At 58.9% G+C, this 16,739-nt stretch carries 20 protein-coding genes, 1 tRNA gene and 1 pseudogene; 16 read left to right on the top strand and 6 right to left on the bottom strand.

What is annotated here, in order from left to right; all coding sequences use genetic code 11:
• Positions 1–27: 27 nt before the first annotated feature.
• Positions 28–473: pseudogene (tnpA, locus tag V5N47_RS05085) on the bottom strand (IS200/IS605 family transposase).
• A 43-nt stretch (positions 474–516) separates the two neighbouring features.
• On the opposite strand from tnpA, the gene V5N47_RS05090 reads away from it, so the two are divergent.
• The 7 genes from V5N47_RS05090 (at position 517) to V5N47_RS05120 (ending at position 5,286) form a co-directional block, all read left to right on the top strand.
• Positions 517–1,833, top strand: a complete 1,317-nt coding sequence (locus V5N47_RS05090; protein WP_338729779.1) for a transposase — start codon at positions 517–519, stop codon at positions 1,831–1,833.
• Positions 1,834–1,922: 89 nt separating this feature from the next.
• Positions 1,923–2,438, top strand: coding sequence for a peptidylprolyl isomerase (locus tag V5N47_RS05095; RefSeq protein ID WP_338729780.1), 516 nt, complete (start codon positions 1,923–1,925; stop codon positions 2,436–2,438).
• Positions 2,439–2,469: 31 nt separating this feature from the next.
• Complete coding sequence (locus V5N47_RS05100) at positions 2,470–2,808, top strand: ferredoxin (protein ID WP_338729781.1); 339 nt, start codon at positions 2,470–2,472, stop codon at positions 2,806–2,808.
• A 52-nt stretch (positions 2,809–2,860) separates the two neighbouring features.
• Positions 2,861–2,945: transfer RNA gene (locus V5N47_RS05105), tRNA-Leu, on the top strand.
• 698 nt (positions 2,946–3,643) lie between these two features.
• Entirely contained in the window at positions 3,644–3,988 is a 345-nt protein-coding gene (locus V5N47_RS05110; protein WP_338729782.1) for a HalOD1 output domain-containing protein, read from the top strand.
• Between the two features lie 127 nt (positions 3,989–4,115).
• The gene (locus V5N47_RS05115) at positions 4,116–4,742 is read left to right on the top strand and encodes a hypothetical protein (protein ID WP_338729783.1); all 627 of its coding nucleotides are present in this window, start codon (positions 4,116–4,118) and stop codon (positions 4,740–4,742) included.
• 43 nt (positions 4,743–4,785) lie between these two features.
• The gene (locus V5N47_RS05120; protein ID WP_338729784.1) at positions 4,786–5,286 is read left to right on the top strand and encodes a DUF5813 family protein; all 501 of its coding nucleotides are present in this window, start codon (positions 4,786–4,788) and stop codon (positions 5,284–5,286) included.
• A 6-nt stretch (positions 5,287–5,292) separates the two neighbouring features.
• Here V5N47_RS05120 and V5N47_RS05125 read toward each other — a convergent pair whose 3' ends face one another.
• Positions 5,293–5,523 carry an Lrp/AsnC ligand binding domain-containing protein gene (locus tag V5N47_RS05125; RefSeq protein ID WP_332900021.1) on the bottom strand — a complete coding sequence of 77 codons (231 nt, stop codon included), beginning with the start codon at positions 5,521–5,523 and terminating at the stop codon, positions 5,293–5,295.
• Between the two features lies 1 nt (position 5,524).
• Complete coding sequence (locus V5N47_RS05130; RefSeq protein ID WP_338729785.1) at positions 5,525–6,208, bottom strand: TrkA family potassium uptake protein; 684 nt, start codon at positions 6,206–6,208, stop codon at positions 5,525–5,527.
• Between the two features lie 99 nt (positions 6,209–6,307).
• Here V5N47_RS05130 and V5N47_RS05135 point away from each other — a divergent pair, with 99 nt between their 5' ends.
• Both V5N47_RS05135 and V5N47_RS05140 read left to right on the top strand, forming a co-directional pair.
• Positions 6,308–6,538, top strand: coding sequence for an Lrp/AsnC ligand binding domain-containing protein (locus V5N47_RS05135; RefSeq protein ID WP_338729786.1), 231 nt, complete (start codon positions 6,308–6,310; stop codon positions 6,536–6,538).
• Between the two features lie 75 nt (positions 6,539–6,613).
• Entirely contained in the window at positions 6,614–6,934 is a 321-nt protein-coding gene (locus V5N47_RS05140; RefSeq protein WP_338729787.1) for a hypothetical protein, read from the top strand.
• Here V5N47_RS05140 and tmk read toward each other — a convergent pair.
• Positions 6,931–7,512 (bottom strand): dTMP kinase, encoded by a 582-nt coding sequence (gene tmk, locus V5N47_RS05145; protein ID WP_338729788.1) that lies wholly within the window; start codon positions 7,510–7,512, stop codon positions 6,931–6,933. The two genes, V5N47_RS05140 and tmk, sit on opposite strands and share 4 nt — an antisense overlap.
• Before the next feature lie 105 nt (positions 7,513–7,617).
• Between tmk and V5N47_RS05150 the strand changes: the two genes are divergently transcribed.
• The 5 genes from V5N47_RS05150 (at position 7,618) to cofG (ending at position 12,391) form a co-directional block, all read left to right on the top strand.
• Positions 7,618–8,502 carry a complex I NDUFA9 subunit family protein gene (locus V5N47_RS05150; protein WP_338729789.1) on the top strand — a complete coding sequence of 295 codons (885 nt, stop codon included), beginning with the start codon at positions 7,618–7,620 and terminating at the stop codon, positions 8,500–8,502.
• A gap of 172 nt (positions 8,503–8,674) precedes the next feature.
• Positions 8,675–9,850, top strand: a complete 1,176-nt coding sequence (locus tag V5N47_RS05155) for a tubulin/FtsZ family protein (protein ID WP_338729790.1) — start codon at positions 8,675–8,677, stop codon at positions 9,848–9,850.
• Positions 9,828–10,598 carry a hypothetical protein gene (locus V5N47_RS05160; RefSeq protein ID WP_338729791.1) on the top strand — a complete coding sequence of 257 codons (771 nt, stop codon included), beginning with the start codon at positions 9,828–9,830 and terminating at the stop codon, positions 10,596–10,598. Before V5N47_RS05155 ends, V5N47_RS05160 begins: the two co-directional genes overlap by 23 nt.
• A gap of 32 nt (positions 10,599–10,630) precedes the next feature.
• On the top strand, positions 10,631–11,233 hold the full coding sequence (cofC, locus tag V5N47_RS05165) for a 2-phospho-L-lactate guanylyltransferase (protein WP_338729792.1): 603 nt from the start codon (positions 10,631–10,633) through the stop codon (positions 11,231–11,233).
• 36 nt (positions 11,234–11,269) lie between these two features.
• Complete coding sequence (gene cofG / locus V5N47_RS05170) at positions 11,270–12,391, top strand: 7,8-didemethyl-8-hydroxy-5-deazariboflavin synthase subunit CofG (RefSeq protein ID WP_338729793.1); 1,122 nt, start codon at positions 11,270–11,272, stop codon at positions 12,389–12,391.
• On the opposite strand, the gene cofH is transcribed toward cofG, so the two are convergent.
• Complete coding sequence (gene cofH, locus V5N47_RS05175) at positions 12,363–13,736, bottom strand: 7,8-didemethyl-8-hydroxy-5-deazariboflavin synthase subunit CofH (protein WP_338729794.1); 1,374 nt, start codon at positions 13,734–13,736, stop codon at positions 12,363–12,365. The two genes, cofG and cofH, sit on opposite strands and share 29 nt — an antisense overlap.
• Positions 13,737–13,884: 148 nt before the next feature.
• Between cofH and V5N47_RS05180 the strand changes: the two genes are divergently transcribed.
• Entirely contained in the window at positions 13,885–14,904 is a 1,020-nt protein-coding gene (locus V5N47_RS05180) for a phosphoribosylaminoimidazolesuccinocarboxamide synthase (protein ID WP_338729795.1), read from the top strand.
• Positions 14,905–14,946: 42 nt separating this feature from the next.
• The gene (locus V5N47_RS05185; protein WP_338729796.1) at positions 14,947–15,459 is read left to right on the top strand and encodes a phosphoribosyltransferase family protein; all 513 of its coding nucleotides are present in this window, start codon (positions 14,947–14,949) and stop codon (positions 15,457–15,459) included.
• A gap of 175 nt (positions 15,460–15,634) precedes the next feature.
• On the opposite strand, the gene V5N47_RS05190 is transcribed toward V5N47_RS05185, so the two are convergent.
• Positions 15,635–16,582, bottom strand: coding sequence for a formyltetrahydrofolate deformylase (locus V5N47_RS05190; protein ID WP_338729797.1), 948 nt, complete (start codon positions 16,580–16,582; stop codon positions 15,635–15,637).
• Positions 16,583–16,739: the final 157 nt, after the last annotated feature.

Below are 16,739 nucleotides of genomic sequence, written 5' to 3' on the forward strand. Positions count from 1 at the left end.
ACCCGTGGGTGAATCTCGTACGCTCGCCTAATGTTCAGTCTCCTCGATGTACCGACGAACCAAATCTTCGGAAACTGCACCAGTCGTTCCGACGTAGTATCCATCCTTCCACAAACCACTTCCCTATAAATACCGTTGTTTGAGTTCTGGGTGGCGTTTCAGAATCGTTCGACCCGAGTAGCCCTTGAATTGCTTGGCAATCTCGGAAGGACTCCATTTCGGGTCAGCCTCCACGAACAAGTGAACATGGTCGGTAGCAATCTCCATCGACACAATCTCGTGGTCGAACCGTTCGGAAGTTCCTCGAAACAACTCTGCAAGTTCGTCTCGAACCAACTCCAGCACTCCGTGTCGATACTGAGCGGAGCGAAGCTCCGCGAGGTACGCAAAGCTCTGCTTTGCTTGACTTCGGACACCACAAAATGATGTTTATACAAACTAATCGAATGTGCATGACTCCTGTACTCTTCCATCCCAATCCCTGCTTTTATTAACACTTAGTTCGATAGTCAAAGTATGGGTATCAAACCTGTCACAAAGACCGCACGCACTCGACTCTGCATCGAGTCTGGCGAGCGGTCGTGGCTCAAAGATGCCCGCTTCACCGCACGAGACATCACCAACGACACACTCTATCTCAAACAGCAAGGCTACACCAAGACCGAGATTCAACGCGAAGTTGACCGGGATGGTTTCCTTCGGAACAACAAGTGTGCTGTCGTTGCCAAGGCCCTGCAAGCGTGGGACTCCTACAAAGAACTCCTCAGCTGGTGGCACAACCAAGACGACACCAACGTCGGGAAGCCGTCGCCACCAGCCACGGACAAGAAAGGAGCCTACCCGCTCGTCATGGCACACACCGAAGGATACCGACTCACCTACAACGACGAGGACGACCGCATTCAGTTCCGTGTGAGTCCGAAGCCGTACAAGAAGGTGACCGGCCACGTTCAAGGGCGACCGGACGACCTCGCGTTGATTGAGAAAGCCTTGACTGAAGACGAGTGGTCGTTGGGACAGGCCGAACTTCTGTACCGAGATGGCGTGTACGACCTACACGTCACGGTCAAAACAGAACTCGAAGTACCTGAACCCGAAAACGCTGACTCACTCGTCGGCGTCGACATTAACGAACGTAACATCGCTCTCACCGCGCTTAATCGTGAGACGATGGAGACGCTCGGAACACTCGTGGTTGACTACGGCTCAGTGAAAGCCGAACGCCAACGCTACCACACCATCACGAAACGCTGTCAAGAACATGGTCAACACTCCATCCACCACCAACTTGGAGACAAAGAAGAACGCTACACAGAGTGGATTCTTCACCGACTCTCCCGAGTCGTGGTCGAGTTCGCCCAACAGTTCCCGAACCCGGTCATCGTGTTCGAGGACTTGAGTGGGATTCGAAACGCCATCAAATATGGCACGTATATGAACCGACGCTTGCACAAACTACCGTTCTACAAGTTTGAACAACAAGTTCGCTACAAAGCAACGTGGAATCAGATTCCGTGCGAGACGGTGGAATCACCATACAACTCGAAATCGTGTTCGTGCTGTGGTCACCGAGGATACCGTCAGGGTCGGCGGTTCCGTTGTACGAATGATTCGTGTGGGGTTCAGCAAGACCACGCTGACCGGAACGCGAGTGTGAATGTGGCATGGCGAGCGTGGGCGAAACACGCTGGTATCGGCCTTGAATCGGTTAATTACCGGACTCGCAAAATCCAACCGAGTGTTCGGAAGGTGAGCCTGTCTGGGTCGGGGCGCGCTGTAAACCGCCCATCCTCATCCCGCGACATCGCGTCGCGTGGAGTGCTATCGGCATAGGCTGAGGGAACAACAAAAGCCACGGGTCACCCGACCCATGGTCGTTTACCACCGGCACCGTTTTGTGACGCCGTTGCTAGGATGGGTGCATGAGCGACAACCCAACAGCGAAGATTCAAACGAACCACGGCACCATCGACGTCGAGCTGTTCAAAGACCGCGTCCCGAACACGGTTGACAACTTCATCGGCCTCGCCACTGGCTCGAAATCGTGGACGCACCCCGAGACGGGCGATGAGATGGACGAGCCACTCTACAACGACATCCTGTTCCACCGAATCATTGACAGCTTCATGATTCAGACCGGTGACCCGAAGGGCGACGGTACGGGTGGCCCCGGCTACACGTTCGACGACGAGTTCCACGACGAACTCAAGCACGACGCAGAAGGTGTGCTCTCGATGGCGAACCGCGGCCCGAACACGAACGGTTCGCAGTTCTTCATCACGCTCGCCCCACAGCCGCACCTCGACAACCGCCACGCCGTGTTCGGCAAGGTGACTGATGGAATGGACGTCGTCCGCGAAATCGGCAACGTCGAAACCGGCCCACGCGACAACCCAAAAGAGGACGTTGTCTTAGAGCAAGTGCAGGTCTACCGATAGACGCAAATCCGTTCGACCCTTTTTCCCGACAATGAGCGACGACGGACCGATAGACCCGAGTACAATCGGGGAGGCCGATGCGCCGCCGGTTGCAGAGAAGCCGTATAAAATCATCTTTGAGGCCAACAAGTGCATCGGCGCGGGCAAGTGCGCCGAGGTCTCTGCAAACTGGGACATGGACATCGTGACCGCACTCGCAAAGCCCGTCTCCTACTTCATCGCAGAAGAGGAGCTGGAGCACAACATCAAGGCCGCAGAGGTGTGCCCCGCAAAGAAAGACCGCGGCGTCATCCACATCGTGGACCGCCGGACGAACAAAGAGATCTCGCCCGACCCCAACGGGGACGGGACATTGTCCGTCGATTGGTAGCCGCAGACCGAAACGGACTTTTCATTCAAGCCAACAGTGAGAGTGTAGACGCGCGAGGGTGGCTGAGCTAGGCCAAAGGCGGCGGACTTAAGATCCGCTCTCGAAGGAGTTCGGGGGTTCAAATCCCCTCCCTCGCATTTTCTGTCGCGAACCACACGGTGAGCGACGAAAATCTAACTGGTGGGAATTGAACGAACGAGCGAACGGAGTGAGCGAGTGGCGTTCAAATCCCGATGCGGCGAAGCCGCATCGACCCTCGAAAACGCGAAGCGTTTGCTCAGTTCCCTCCCTCGCAGTTCTTGCTGTGAATGACTTGACTGGTACTGGTGGTTACTCAGCACCAAAGTACCTTACGGCCATTCGACACAAAGTGGACCGGAAAGAGGCGATGCAGACACGTCCGATAGACAGAGTGCAGAGGAGTTTCAACGTGTTTCGACACAGTGGACCTGGGTGGAAGAGGAAGAAACAATATAGAGATTGGTAGTTTAGAGGCGTGTTGATTTCGCCAATTTGTCAAAAGAATAAAATAGTTTGTGAAGGAGAATGTAGTGGTGATAGGGACGACGTGTTGTGTCATTCAAATAACTAGACATAGGCAGGCGCAACCCACGCGGGTTGAGAAAGACGTGAAAAGGACACAATATGCCGTGTACGGTCGATTTAGACAGTACCCTGTGAAGAGGGCCTCGCCAGTCTAGAACAACCTATTTAGAAGTTGTAGCATTCAGCGTCGGATAGAATTCGGTGATATCAAAATTCAAGATTCCATGTGTCCGAATGGAATACATTTTTGAGGGTGGGGGAATATGTCATGAGTAGTTTCGGTGAGAGGATGTCAAAACCGCTCGATGCTACCCCAGAGTCTGTTTCCCTCGGCCTAGAGGACGGTATCTACTACGCCTACCACGATATGGAGGAAGATGGACTCACGTTTACGATTACGAAGGCGATGTCCGAAGTCACTGGCAAAGAGCTCCACGAAGTCATTCCTCGCTTCGCAGAATACGTTGATCCAGACGCCCTGAACCGGCTGTTCACGTCGCGTCCCGACCGCGACCACTACAAAGCCGGACCACTCTATCTCACCATCGACGGCTACGAAGTATCGATTTACAGCGACGGAGAGATTCAGATTCGACCGAACGGCTGGTACGCAGACCGCGTCGAAGAATTGTAAGCGGCAGTGTCACCGAGTTCAACTCCCACCACGGAGTCGCAACGAGAATTCAACGGTGTGCTGCCGGAAACTATCCGCCGAATTTAGCCACCGGATAAGGAAGTGGTCGCCGACACAAGGGAGGGCAATGACCCACAAGAGTCGCCGTCGATTCGTACAGCTTGCAGGCAGTGTACTGGCCGTTGGACTCGCTGGCTGTTCGTCGCAAGGTGGCGAATCAGAGGGTGAAGAAACGACCACAACCGCAGAGTCTACAGAAACGACGAGCGCAGCGACCACCACAAGTCAAGAGACGACGACGGCAGAGACGACCACCGAGGCGACGACTGAAGACGACCACGAAAACGACAGCGACCACCCTGACGAACACGAGACGCCCGGTGAGGATGAAGAAGAGATTCACCAGCACGGCACGCTGTATCTCGAAATCGATGGCGAGCGCGTCGACTTCTCCCGCGAGAAGTTCTTAGACGGCCCGCTTGAGTTCCACTTCCACGACGACGGCAAGCAGTACGAGTGGCACAACGAGAAATCGTATATCACGCTCGCAGAGGCGCTCAACTACATCCCGGACATCTCCTACGAAAACAGCGGGAGCGACCACACGCTCACCGTCGAAGGGACGACCTACGATACGACGGGGGGCGCAAACATCACCTTCGCAGAGCGCGACACCGAAATCGACCCGAACTCCTACGAAATCAAAGAACTCGACATCTACTGGGTGCGCGTCGAAACAGACGCGAGTAGCTAACCGACACAACGCCCTTTTCTTGCGCTGTTTCCTATACTTGCCAATGACAGACACCGTTCCAGAGCGCGCCGTCCGCGCGTTCGACGCCCACGACGATTTCACGACCGACGAGGACAGATTTGTCTCGACGGAAAGTCAATTTCCCGCCCACGTCACGGTGGCAGAAACAGACGACTGGGCGCTCGTGTATCGTGTTATCGTCCGCGCGCCCATGCTGTCTGCGGTGGCCGAAGATGAGGTACACGAAGTCGTCGAGGATGGGTGGTTCGAGACGTTCGAATTACGGCTCGAAGACGCCCCCGGCGCGGTTGTTCAAGATATCGAGTTTTCAGAGTTCGACGTGACTGCTCGCGACGGCGACGTCGTCGTGACGTTCGGCTTCGAGTACGGCAATGCAGGGACGGCCCCCGAACTCGCCCACGCGCTCATCGACTACGTCGAAGGGACGTATATGGAAGGCGTCATTCCGGGCTACACCTACCGGTCGCCGGTCGCGGAGATGGTGTCGCGGGCCCACCAGTCGAGTGGCGGGTCGCCGCGCTAAAATAGCTTAGTCCATCGCGATGTACGTCTGGGTGTCTTCGACGCCACGAATGGCTTGAATCTGGGTCGCGGCAACGTCTTTTACCTGTGCCGGTGTCTCGACATCGACTTTGGCGATGAGGTCTACGTCGCCCGCGACGATCGAGGCGCTCGTGACGCCCTCGATGGCTTCGATTGATTGTTTGAGTCGGTCTGCTTCGCCAGTGGTCGCTTTGACCATCACGTATGCTCGTACCATGTTAGTTTCCTCCGGGAGTCGCTGGGGCCGCGTCGCCCACGATGATGCGTCGCACGTCTTCTAACACGTCGAAGTCGGTGAGGACGACGAGACGGTCGTGCAGTTCGAGCGAATCATCAGGCAGTGGCAGGCGCAGGCGGCCCTCCTCTTTGCCAAAGGCGATGAGTCGGGCGTGGGCAGGGAGTTCGAGTTCGCTAATCGAGTAGCCGAGCATCGGCGAGGCGTTCGTAATCGTCAGCTCGACTACCTGCAGGTTCTGGGCGATGTCGGCGATGGCGCGGATGTTCCCGCCAACGAGGGCGTTTTTCGCCCCAATTGCACCGAGACGCTCTGGGTAGACGATTTCGTCCACCTCGTCTGCGTATTTGCGGTAGATGTCTTCGCGGTAGTCCTCGTCGATGCGCATGATGGTTCGACAGCCGTGATGTTTCCCAATCATGCAGGCGACGAAGTTGACGTTCAAATCGCCAGAGAGCGCGCCAAGGGCGTCGGCAGCTTCGATACCGGCAGCCTCTAAGTTTGCCTCGACCGAGCCGTCACCCTGAATGACCTCAAAGCCCATCCCACGGGCGCGCTCCACGGCCGTTTCGTTCTCTTCGATGAGCGAGACCTCGTGTCCTTCCTCTCGCAACACACGCGCCGTCCGGAGACCAACACGACCAGCACCAATGATAACGAAGCGCATACGCACCCATACGCCGAGGTGGGTGAATAATGTTACTCACAACACAGTCTGTGCTCGAACAAACCTTTTTACCCTGACCCGTGGTATCACACGTCGGTTATGGTCCACGCGTTCATCATGATGAAAACGGCCGCGGGGAAGTCTGAGAAACTGCTCGAAGATATCCTCGACATGGAACACGTCGCGGAGGCCCACATCGTCGCGGGGAATTACGATATCATCGCCGAAGTGGACGCAGGTGAGGTGTACGAGGTCATGCACACCGTGTCGTCCGGACTGCGCGCGATGGAAGGCGTTTCCGACACGAAAACGTACATCTCGCTCGAATAGCGCCGAACTGTTTTCACAGCGGACAACCCCACCGCGTTCCGATACGCCAAAGCCTCCCGAGTGCCTAGCCCGGGTATGGTCTCGACTGTGGGGCTCATTGGACTGCTCGTCATCATCGGCGTCAACGCACTCGTCGCCGCCCTTATGACGCGCTTTTTCCGCGTTCGCCTCTCGACAACGTGGGGGACGGTGCTCTACTCACTCATCCTCATTCCTATTGTACTGGTCGTCCTCACGCTCATTTTAAGTGGCGTTGCTCGCCTCGGCCCGAATCTCGGAAGCACCGGTGCAGTGATGGCCGTGGCCGTTGCCCTCCCGTTCGCCCTTGGAGTGGCATTCGACTTCTTTTGGATGCCCGCGCCAGACGAGGTTGAACTGCCCGATACCGCGCGTTAGGCGAGCAACTCGTCAACAATCGATTCGACTTCGTCGAGCACGTCCTCCGGCGGTTGGGTCGCATCCACCCGGTAGAATCGGCCCGGCGAGACGTCGATGAGCCGTTCGTAGTTCTGCTGGACTTTCGAGAGATACGCGGCCTGCTCGAACTTGTTGGTCGCCCCGCTTCGCTCTGCACCCGTCTCCGGGTCGACGTCGAGGTAGATGGTCGCATCCGGTTCGCGGGTAAAGGGCAGGTGTACCCCGCGAATATACTCGACAGGACGCTTGATAATGCCGTCGAGCGTCGCGCCCTGATAGGCATAGCGCGAGTCGCAGTAGCGGTCTGAGATGACCACGTCGTCGTTTTCGAGCGCGGGACGAATCACCCGCGAGAGGTGGTCTGCGTGGTCTGCAGTGTAGAGAAAGAGTTCGGCGACGGGGTCTGCGTCGTCGTCGTGAATCGATTTGTAGACGGCGTCACCGTACCACGAGTCGGTGGGTTCGCGCGTGAAGACGGCCTCCGGGACGGCGTCGTGAAGTGCCTCCCAGACGGTGGTTTTCCCGCTCCCGTCTAATCCTTCGAGCGTGATGAGCATATGCGGCAATTGCCCGCCCGCGAGAAAAGGGTTCTCGAATGGCGCCCCGAGGAGCACGCTCAGTTAGGGGCCACCCTTTTGAGGGAATCGCGCCTATCAACGAGCATGAACGTTCTCGTCACTGGTGGGACTGGCTTCGTCGGAATGCACCTGTGTGCCGAACTCGCTGCTCGCGGCCACAACGTCACCGCCCTCGCCCGAACGCCGGACGACACTGCCCTCCCCGACGGCGTCACCACGGCGGTCGGTGACGTCACCGACTATGACTCTATCGAAGGCGCGTTCGAGGGCCAAGACGTGGTCGTGAACCTCGTTGCGCTCTCGCCGTTGTTCAAGCCCAAAAGCGGCACCAGCCACGAACAGGTCCACCTCGGCGGAACCGAAAACGTGGTGAAGGCTGCGGAGGCACACGATGTGCCAAAAATCATCCAGCAAAGCGCGCTTGGCGCGGACCCGAACGGGCCAACAGCGTACATCCGCGCGAAAGGGCGAGCAGAGCAGGTCGTCAAAGACTCCGACCTCGACTGGGTCATCTTCCAGCCGTCGGTCATCTTCGGTGACGGTGGTGAGTTCATCTCCTTTACGAAATCGCTCACGACACCGGTCGTGACCGCCCTTCCGGGGGCAAATTCAGCCAGATTCCAGCCCATCTGGATTGGTGATTTCACGCCGCTGCTCGCGGACGCCGTCGAGGATGGCGCGCACGTCGGACAAATCTACGAGATTGGCGGTCCAGAAGTGTTAACACTCGGAGATGTTACCCGGCTCATCTACCGGGCAAAGGGCAAATCCGTGACCGTCGTCCCGGTACCAATGGCGCTTGCCACCCTTGGGATGACGATGGCTGGGCCGCTCCCATTCGTGCCATTTGGGCCGGATCAGGCCCGCTCCTTGCGATTCGATAACACAACCTCACAAAATGACATCAGTGCATTTGGTGTGAGCGAACGTGAATTAACAACGCTTGAGACGTATCTCAGTGAAAACTAATAAATTGAGAGGTGTCCAACAGAGTGTAGGATTATTCTGACTGCATTAATTCACTCTTAAACCGGCAGACAGAGGTCGATTTTCGGTATGAAATTCTTTTTACAAGTACTTTCCGCATCACAAACTTTATATTATTGTTGCCACAGTATTCTCTGCAACGAATGGGCAAATTATGAAACTCGCGATGATCGGGTTCGGACAGGCAGGAGGTAAGATTGTAGACAAATTCCTGGAATACGACCAGCGAACAGGGAGCGGCATCGTCCGCGCCGCTGTCGCTGTGAACACGGCGAAAGCCGACCTGCTCGGACTCAAAAACATTCCGCAAGAACAGCGTGTCCTCATCGGCCAAGCCCGCGTCAAAGGCCATGGCGTCGGTGCCGACAACGAACTCGGCGCAGAAGTCGCAGAGGAAGACATCGATGAAGTCCAAGGTGCCATCGACAACATCCCCGTCCACGAGGTAGACGCCTTCCTCATCATCGCGGGCATGGGTGGCGGCACCGGCAGTGGTGGCGCACCAGTGCTCGCAAAGCACCTAAAGCGCATCTACACCGAACCCGTCTACGGGCTTGGCATCCTGCCCGGCGCAGACGAGGGTGGCATCTACACATTGAACGCCGCCCGCTCGTTCCAGACGTTCGTTCGCGAGGTGGACAACCTCCTCGTCTTCGACAACGACTCGTGGCGTAAGACCGGCGAGTCCGTCGAGAGCGGCTACAGCGAGATTAACGACGAAATCGTCCGCCGCTTTGGGATTCTCTTTGGCGCGGGCGAAGTCGAGGCTGGTGGCGAAGTCGCAGAGAGCGTCGTTGACTCCAGTGAAATCATCAACACGCTCGCTGGCGGTGGCGTTTCCACCGTGGGCTACGCGGCAGAAGAAGTCGAGAAGCAGTCCTCTGGTGGCCTGCTCTCGCGGTTCAAAGGCGGCAACAACGAGCAAGTAGACACCGCTCACACCACCAACCGTATCACGAGCCTCGTGCGCAAGGCCGCCCTCGGCCGGCTCACGCTCCCATGTGAAATCGAAGGAACGGAGCGCGCACTGCTCGTCATGAGCGGCCCACCGCAGCACCTGAATCGGAAAGGGATAGAGCGCGGTCGCAAGTGGTTAGAGGAGCAGACCGGGAGTATGGAAGTCCGCGGTGGCGACTACCCAGTCTCTGAGTCGCGCTACGTTGCGGGCGTGATTCTCCTCTCTGGCGTGACGAACGTCCCACGCATCAAGGAGCTCCAGCAGGTCGCCATCGAAGCACAGGACAATATCGAAGATATTCGCCAACAGTCTGAAGCAAACCTCCAATCTCTCGTCGAAGATGACTCTGATGAACTTGAGCCACTCTTTTAAACTCCTCCTCGTCGTATCGTTCGCGGTCTCGCTCGTGGCGGCCCCAGCCGCCGCTGTATCAGTCGCAGAAAGCGGCGTCCCACAGGAAGCCGAAGCCGGCTCCGAAGTCACGGCGACGTTTACGCTCACAGAACTGTACAAAGATTCGAGCAACGAGTGGACGCTCGCAGGCGAGACGGAGCTAGAAAACGTCTCGTGGACGGTCACAAAGTTCGGCTTAGACGACAGCCAACTCGAAAAGGAGTCCTTCGGTGGGTCTGCGTTCACGGCTGACGTGGCCGCAGACGACGACGTGACGCGCGTCGAAGTCACGGTGACGGGCACGGCTCCAACAGTCGAGAACTTCACCTACAGTCCGGAAGAGACGTTCCAACTCGCAAGCCTCTCGCGCCAGCAAGGCGACAACACGGAGGAACTGGAGAGCTGGGAGGTCCACCACTACACGGAAGACAGCAAGGAGGCTCGACAGGCCATTGCGAGCGCAGAGAGCGCCATCGAGCAAGCTGGCGGTGACGAAGACGCAGAAAAGCAGGTCACTCGCGCCATCTCCTCGTACAACAACGGCAACTTCGAGAACGCGGCTGACATCGCCGCGGACGCAGAGGAGTCCGCCTCCTCCACGAAGCAGTCCCAAGAGCGCAACGAGTTGCTCCTCTACGGTGGCATCGGTGCGGTTGCCCTGCTCGCCGTGGTGGGTGGCGTCTTCTACTGGCGCTCCCAGCAGGACACCTACGACAAACTCCGATAATCGCTTGTACGCAGGGCGCACACATAGAGGAAATGCGCGTCCTCGTGCCCTACGCGGAAGCAGAACCCAAAACGCGCCTTTCTCCACTATTTTCAGCCACAGAGCGCCGCGACTTCTCGCGCGCAATGCGCGATGACGTTCTCTCGACTATCGAAGACGCCGGTGGCGAGCCAACCGTACTCGCTCCCGAACCGCTCGACCTCGACGTGCCAGTCGTCGTAGACGACCGCTCGCTTTCGGACGCGGTGAACGCCCACCTCGAACCGACCACGGCCGTGGTGATGGCAGACCTCGCGCTCGCAACGCCCGACGCCCTCTCGCGGCTGTTCGATGCACCCGGTGACGTGGTCATCGCGCCCGGTCTCGGGGGTGGGACGAACGCGCTCGTTTCTCGCCATCCTGACTTCGTCGTGGATTATCACGGCGCGTCGTTTCGCGACCACCGCGAGATTTGTCGAGACCTCGGAGCAGAGCTGACCGGCGTCGATTCGTTTCGTCTCGCGGCGGACATAGACGAAGTCGCAGACCTCGCGGAGGTGTTACTCCACGGAAGCGGTCGCGCACACGACTGGCTCGTGGACGCAGGCGTGCGCATCGACACAGGCAGCGGCCGCGTTTCGGTCTGCCGGGAGTGACAGCCTTTTTGTGCCCGACGCGAGAGTCGAAGACAGATGATTCCCGGGGCGCGCGAATACGACATCGACATCGCGTTCGACGACCGTGCGGTGCAGCGACTGCTCGCGGTGACGCCGGCTGACGTCGATGCGGCCCCGGAACTGAGCTTTGCGAAAAACGTCTTTCTCCCGCTCACGACCGCCTGCCGGTACACCTGCACCTACTGCACCTACTACGACGTGCCCGGACAGGCAACGCTCATGACGCCTGAGCAGATACGCGAGCAGTGTCGCCTCGGCGCGGACGCCGGGTGTACGGAAGCCCTGTTTACCTTCGGTGACGACCCCGACGACCGCTACACCGAGATACACGACCAACTCACCGAATGGGGCCACGACTCGATTCACAGCTATCTGCGAGAAGCCTGTGAACTCGCCCTCGATGAAGGCCTGCTTCCCCACGCGAATCCGGGCGACCAGACGCCCGCACAGATGGAACTCGTCGCCGACGTGAACGCGAGCATGGGTGTGATGCTCGAAACCACCGCCGACGTACAGGCCCACGGCGGCCCACGGGCGAAATCGCCGGGCCAGCGCCTCGCCACGCTCCGGACCGCAGGCGAACTCGGCGTCCCGTTCACGACCGGGATTCTGGTCGGTATTGGCGAAACGTGGCGCGACCGTGCCGAGAGCCTGCTTGCCATCCGCGCGATGTACGAACGCTACGGGCACATCCAAGAGGTCATCGTCCAGAACGTGAGTCAGAACGAGCGCTGGCGACAGGACGGCCCCACTCTCGAGACGATGCGCCGCGTCGTAGCCATGGCCCGTGTCTGTCTGCCCGAAGAGATTTCGGTGCAGGTTCCGCCGAATCTGGCTCCCGTTCGCGAACTGCTCGACTGTGGCATTGACGATTTAGGCGGTGTGTCGCCGGTCACGGACGACTACATCAATCCCGATTACAAGTGGCCTGCACTGCGGGAACTCGAGGATATTGCTGCGGAAGCGGGCGTGCCGCTCCGCGAGCGATTGCCGGTGTACGAGCGCTTCCTCCCTGCCGAAAACGAAACGGAAAACCACTGGCTCTCTGCGCGGATTACGGAGGCGATTCGAGAGGATAGTAGGGCGGGCGAGCGCTACCGACGAGTGCTCAATCAGCCGTCGGCGTCTTCTTCGTGAACATCGGCGTGCCGTCGGCTTTGGGACCTAACATCGGCCCGGCGGGGCGGACGTCGGGGTCGATACGACGTTGCTGCCGGTAGTCGGTCGAGCGTTCGACGGGGACGCGCCCGATTGACGTGATCATGTCCACGTACTCGTCGAAGGTGCGGACTTCGCCGTACTGCCCGCCCGCGCGCTTGGTGATTTCTTCTGAGAGAATCGTCCCCATGAAGTCGTTCGCGCCGGCGTTCAACATGGCAAGGCCGTGTTCGTCGCCGTACTTGACCCATGACGACTGGATGTTGTCGATGTTGTCGAGATACAGTCGGGAGACGGCAATCATGAGCAGGTCTTCTGCACGACTCGCGCCTGCATCGACCATTCCCTTCTGTTTGAGCGGCGTGTTCTGGTGAATGAACGAAAGCGGGACGAACTCCGTGATGTTCCCCGTTCGGTCTTGGAGGGCACGGATTTTCTCGAGGTGAAGAATCCGGTGCATCTCGTTTTCGACGTGGCCGTACATGATGGTCGCCGTCGTATCGAGGCCGACGGTGGCGGCGGCTTCCATCGCGTCGAGCCAGCCTTGCGTGTCGATTTTCCCGGGACAAATGGCCTCGCGGACTTCATCGACGAGGATTTCTGCGGCCGTGCCGGGGACGCTTGCGAGCCCTGCGTTCTTTAGCTCGCGGTAGATTTCCGCATAGGTCCAGTCGGTCCCCCGACTGGCGTGATATACCTCCTCTGGCGTCATCGAATGGAGGTGTGCGCCGTCTGCGCTCATCGCTCGCATCTGTTCGACGTAGGTGCCGGGCGAGACGTTGTACGCTTCCGGCGGTTTGTAATTCACTGGCTCCTCGGCGGTTGCGAGAATTTCGTGGTGTTCGTCGTTGAGCGCGAACCCGGGATGCAGTCCCGACACCGAACACACCTCGTAGATGCCCATGTCGAGGGCGTCGCGGACGATTTCCCGTGATTCTGCGGGCGTTTTGGTGAACCCACCCATCTCGCCTTGATAGTCGGCTTCGAACTGCCCGGCCGGGTCTTTGAAGTTACAGAACAGACAGCCGACGTTGCACGCCGTCGTGACGTTGTTGTTGAGGTTTGCGACGAACGTCACATCCTCGCCACACACGGCTTCCCGCCTGCGGTCTGCGGCTTCTAAGACGCGTTCCATCCGCCGCGGGTCGATAGTGTCTGTCTCGGTGCCCGTAGTCAGCAGTTCGACGCCGTCGGCCACATCCAAGCGCTCGCCAGCGCGGGCTTTGGCGAGGGCGTTTTCGAACGATTGGTCCGTTTCAGGCAGGTGCGTAAACTCGAAAAGCCCTCTTGGAACGTTCGTTCTCGTGGGGAAGGCGTCGGTCATATCCACAGGTCTTTCTCAGGAAGTATAATGCAGGGGGTTGCGGTAGAACGCAGCCGATATGCGTGTTTGTGCATATTTCACCACCCGCTCAGCAAAAGTTGGACACGAGAGTGAAAGTTTCATTACGGACGCCCACACCGGTAGGAGTATGACGAGCGTCAAGGAGTTCCGCATTGCGGAGGCGGCCACGCCCGACTCACTCGGCCGGGGCGCGTTCTACTTCACCGACGACTACTCCGTGTTCGACTGGGGGAAGATGCCAGACCAGATTCCCGAGAAAGGCGCGAGCCTCTGTGCGATGGGTGCGTTCAACTTCGAGTTGCTCGAAGCGAACGGGATACCGACCCACTACCGCGGCGTCGTCGAAGACGACGAGACGGTTGCGCTCGCAGACGCTACCGAACCGCCCCGCGAGATGGCCATCGACCTCACGCAGGTGCCAGACCTCCCGAACGACGGGCGCACCTACGACTACGACGCCTACCACGACGCGGCGGGCGCAAACTATCTCATCCCGCTCGAAATCGTCTTCCGCAACACCGTACCCGTCGGGTCGAGCCTCAGACGGCGCACGGAACCCGCAGACCACGGCCTCGACTTCACGGAGTGGCCAGACGAAGTCGTCTCCCTCGACGAACCGATCATCGAGTTCTCCACGAAATACGAGAAGGGCGACCGCTATCTCGACACCGCAGAGGCAGCGAAAATCGCAGGCATCGCAGACCTTGAGGCGATTGCAGCTGTCGCCCGCGACGTGAACCGCCTCGTGACCGAGCAGGCCGCAAAGGCCGGACTTACTCACGAAGACGGGAAAATCGAATGCCTCTATTTCGACGGCGAGATTCGCGTCGCCGACGTGGTCGGCACGTTCGACGAAAACCGCTTTAGCTACGATGGGCAGCAACTCTCGAAGGAGGTCATCCGCCAGTACCACAAACGCACCCAGCCTGAGTGGGTCGAAGCCGTAAGCGAAGCGAAAGCAGAAGCAAAGCGCCGCGACATCGCTGACTGGAAATCCCTCTGCGACGTGGAGCCAGCCCCGCTCTCAGCGGACGTACTCACCGTCGCTCAGCACATGTATGCCGCCGGGACGAACGCCTACATCGACCGTGACCTCTTTGCCGCGCCGACACTCGCCGAGGCGGTTGCCGCCGTGCGCGACCTCTGAGACCAACGTTTTTACGCCCGCTTTTTGTGCACCTCCTAGGGAGTGGCAGGCGCGTATCTCGACCGCATCGACACTGGCACAGGCGGTCGGTATCACACGGGCAATCTTGTGACTGAGAGCGACGTGTTCGACGCCGTCGTGGCCGACCTGTGCGCGCCGTTCGAGGAGGGGAGTATCGACGCGGTCGCGGGCATCGACGCACTCGGGTTCGCGTTCGGGACGGCCGTAGCGCGAGAATTTGGCGTCCCGTTCGACCCGATTCGAAAGGGTGGGAAGCTTCCGATAGCCAACGAAAACCGGCTTTCACGGACGGTCACCGACTATACGGAGACGGAGAAGACGCTCGAACTCGACCGGTCGAGCGTGGCAGAAAACGCCCGCGTGCTCGTCGTTGACGACTGGACGGAGACGGGCGCGCAGCTGACCGCGGCAACGTCGCTCATCGAGGCGGCCGAGGCGAGGGTTGCTGGCATCGCCGTCCTCGGCGCAGACGATAATGCGGCGATTACCGAGCTTCGAGCCCGCTATGCGTTTCACGCGCTGAGCAACACCTGAATCTGCCAGAACGCTTTTCGCACGACTCGCCCGTCACAGCACACATCAATGAACCGCTCACGTCGGGAGTTTTTGCGATTGTGAGCCGCACAGGCCGGGCGAACCGTGCTCGTGACCGGAAAAGAGCCCACAGAAAAGCTCGCGGTTCGAGAGACGCTGCCGACGGCCGAGTAGCTCAGTCGTCTGCGAGAATATCTGCGAGGCCATCGACGGGACGGTCTGGGTTCGCGGCGTCTGCGGCCGCGGGAAGCCCGAGTTGGTAGTCCTCTGCGCCATCGCGGAGGTTTGTCCGGCCCCAGTGCACCGTCACGTCGTCGTTTAGGTGCAACTGCACGGCTTCTAACAGGGCGTCGGCTTCGAGCGGCTGGCCTTTGAGCTGTAAGTCCTCTACGTCCGCGTCGTCGGGCACCGAAAAGGCACGCTGGGTGATGATTGGCCCTTGGTCTAAGTCGGTCGTAACGTAGTGGGCGGTGACGCCTGCGACACGGACGCCTTCCTCGATGGCCTGTCGGTAGGCGGACGCGCCAGGGAACGACGGGAGCAGGGAAGGGTGGACGTTGATAATCCGACCCTCGTAGCGGAAGACGACGTTCGGCGAGAGGATGCGGATGTACCGGGCGAGGACGATGAGGTCTGCGTCGTACTCGTTGAGGAGGTTGAGGATGGCGTCCTCGTCCGGCGAGCCCTTCTCGTCACCCACGTCGTAGAACGGAATTTCGTAGTAGTCTGCGACTGGCTTGAGCGCGGAATGGTTTGCGATAATCACGGAGATGTCCGCGCCGAGGTCGCCGTTCGCCCACTCCCCGAGCAGGGCTTCGAGGCAGTGCGATTCCTTCGTTGCGAGGACGGCAATCTGCTTGGTTTCGCGGTCTGCGGGGAAGCGCACTTTCACGTCCACGCCGAGTTCGTCGCCGAGCGCGTGGAGCTTGTCGCGCAGGTCGTCTTTGCTCGTCGTCATCGCCGTTGCATCGACGTGCATCGTCATGCGGAAGAGTCCCTTCCTGACCGCCTGATCTAAGTCTTCGATGTTGATGCTGTGGTCGAACAGCAACGACGTGACGCGGGCGATGAGCCCCGTCTTGTCGTCGCCAACGACCGTGATTTCGGTGAGTTTGCGAGTCATCTGGCTACCTCGGTGCGCCGATAAGAGACGCTCATTGCACAAAATCAACAACGCCGAAGTATATGGGTATTGATCACCGAACCCGAGTAGCTATACAAAAACGTGTATAGACAAATCATTCCAAAAGGTCTTTTGCGCATGACCGCGCAACCTCAAC

This window comes from Haladaptatus sp. DJG-WS-42, from assembly GCF_037198285.1.
Taxonomy (GTDB): Archaea; Halobacteriota; Halobacteria; order Halobacteriales; family Halococcaceae; genus QDMS2.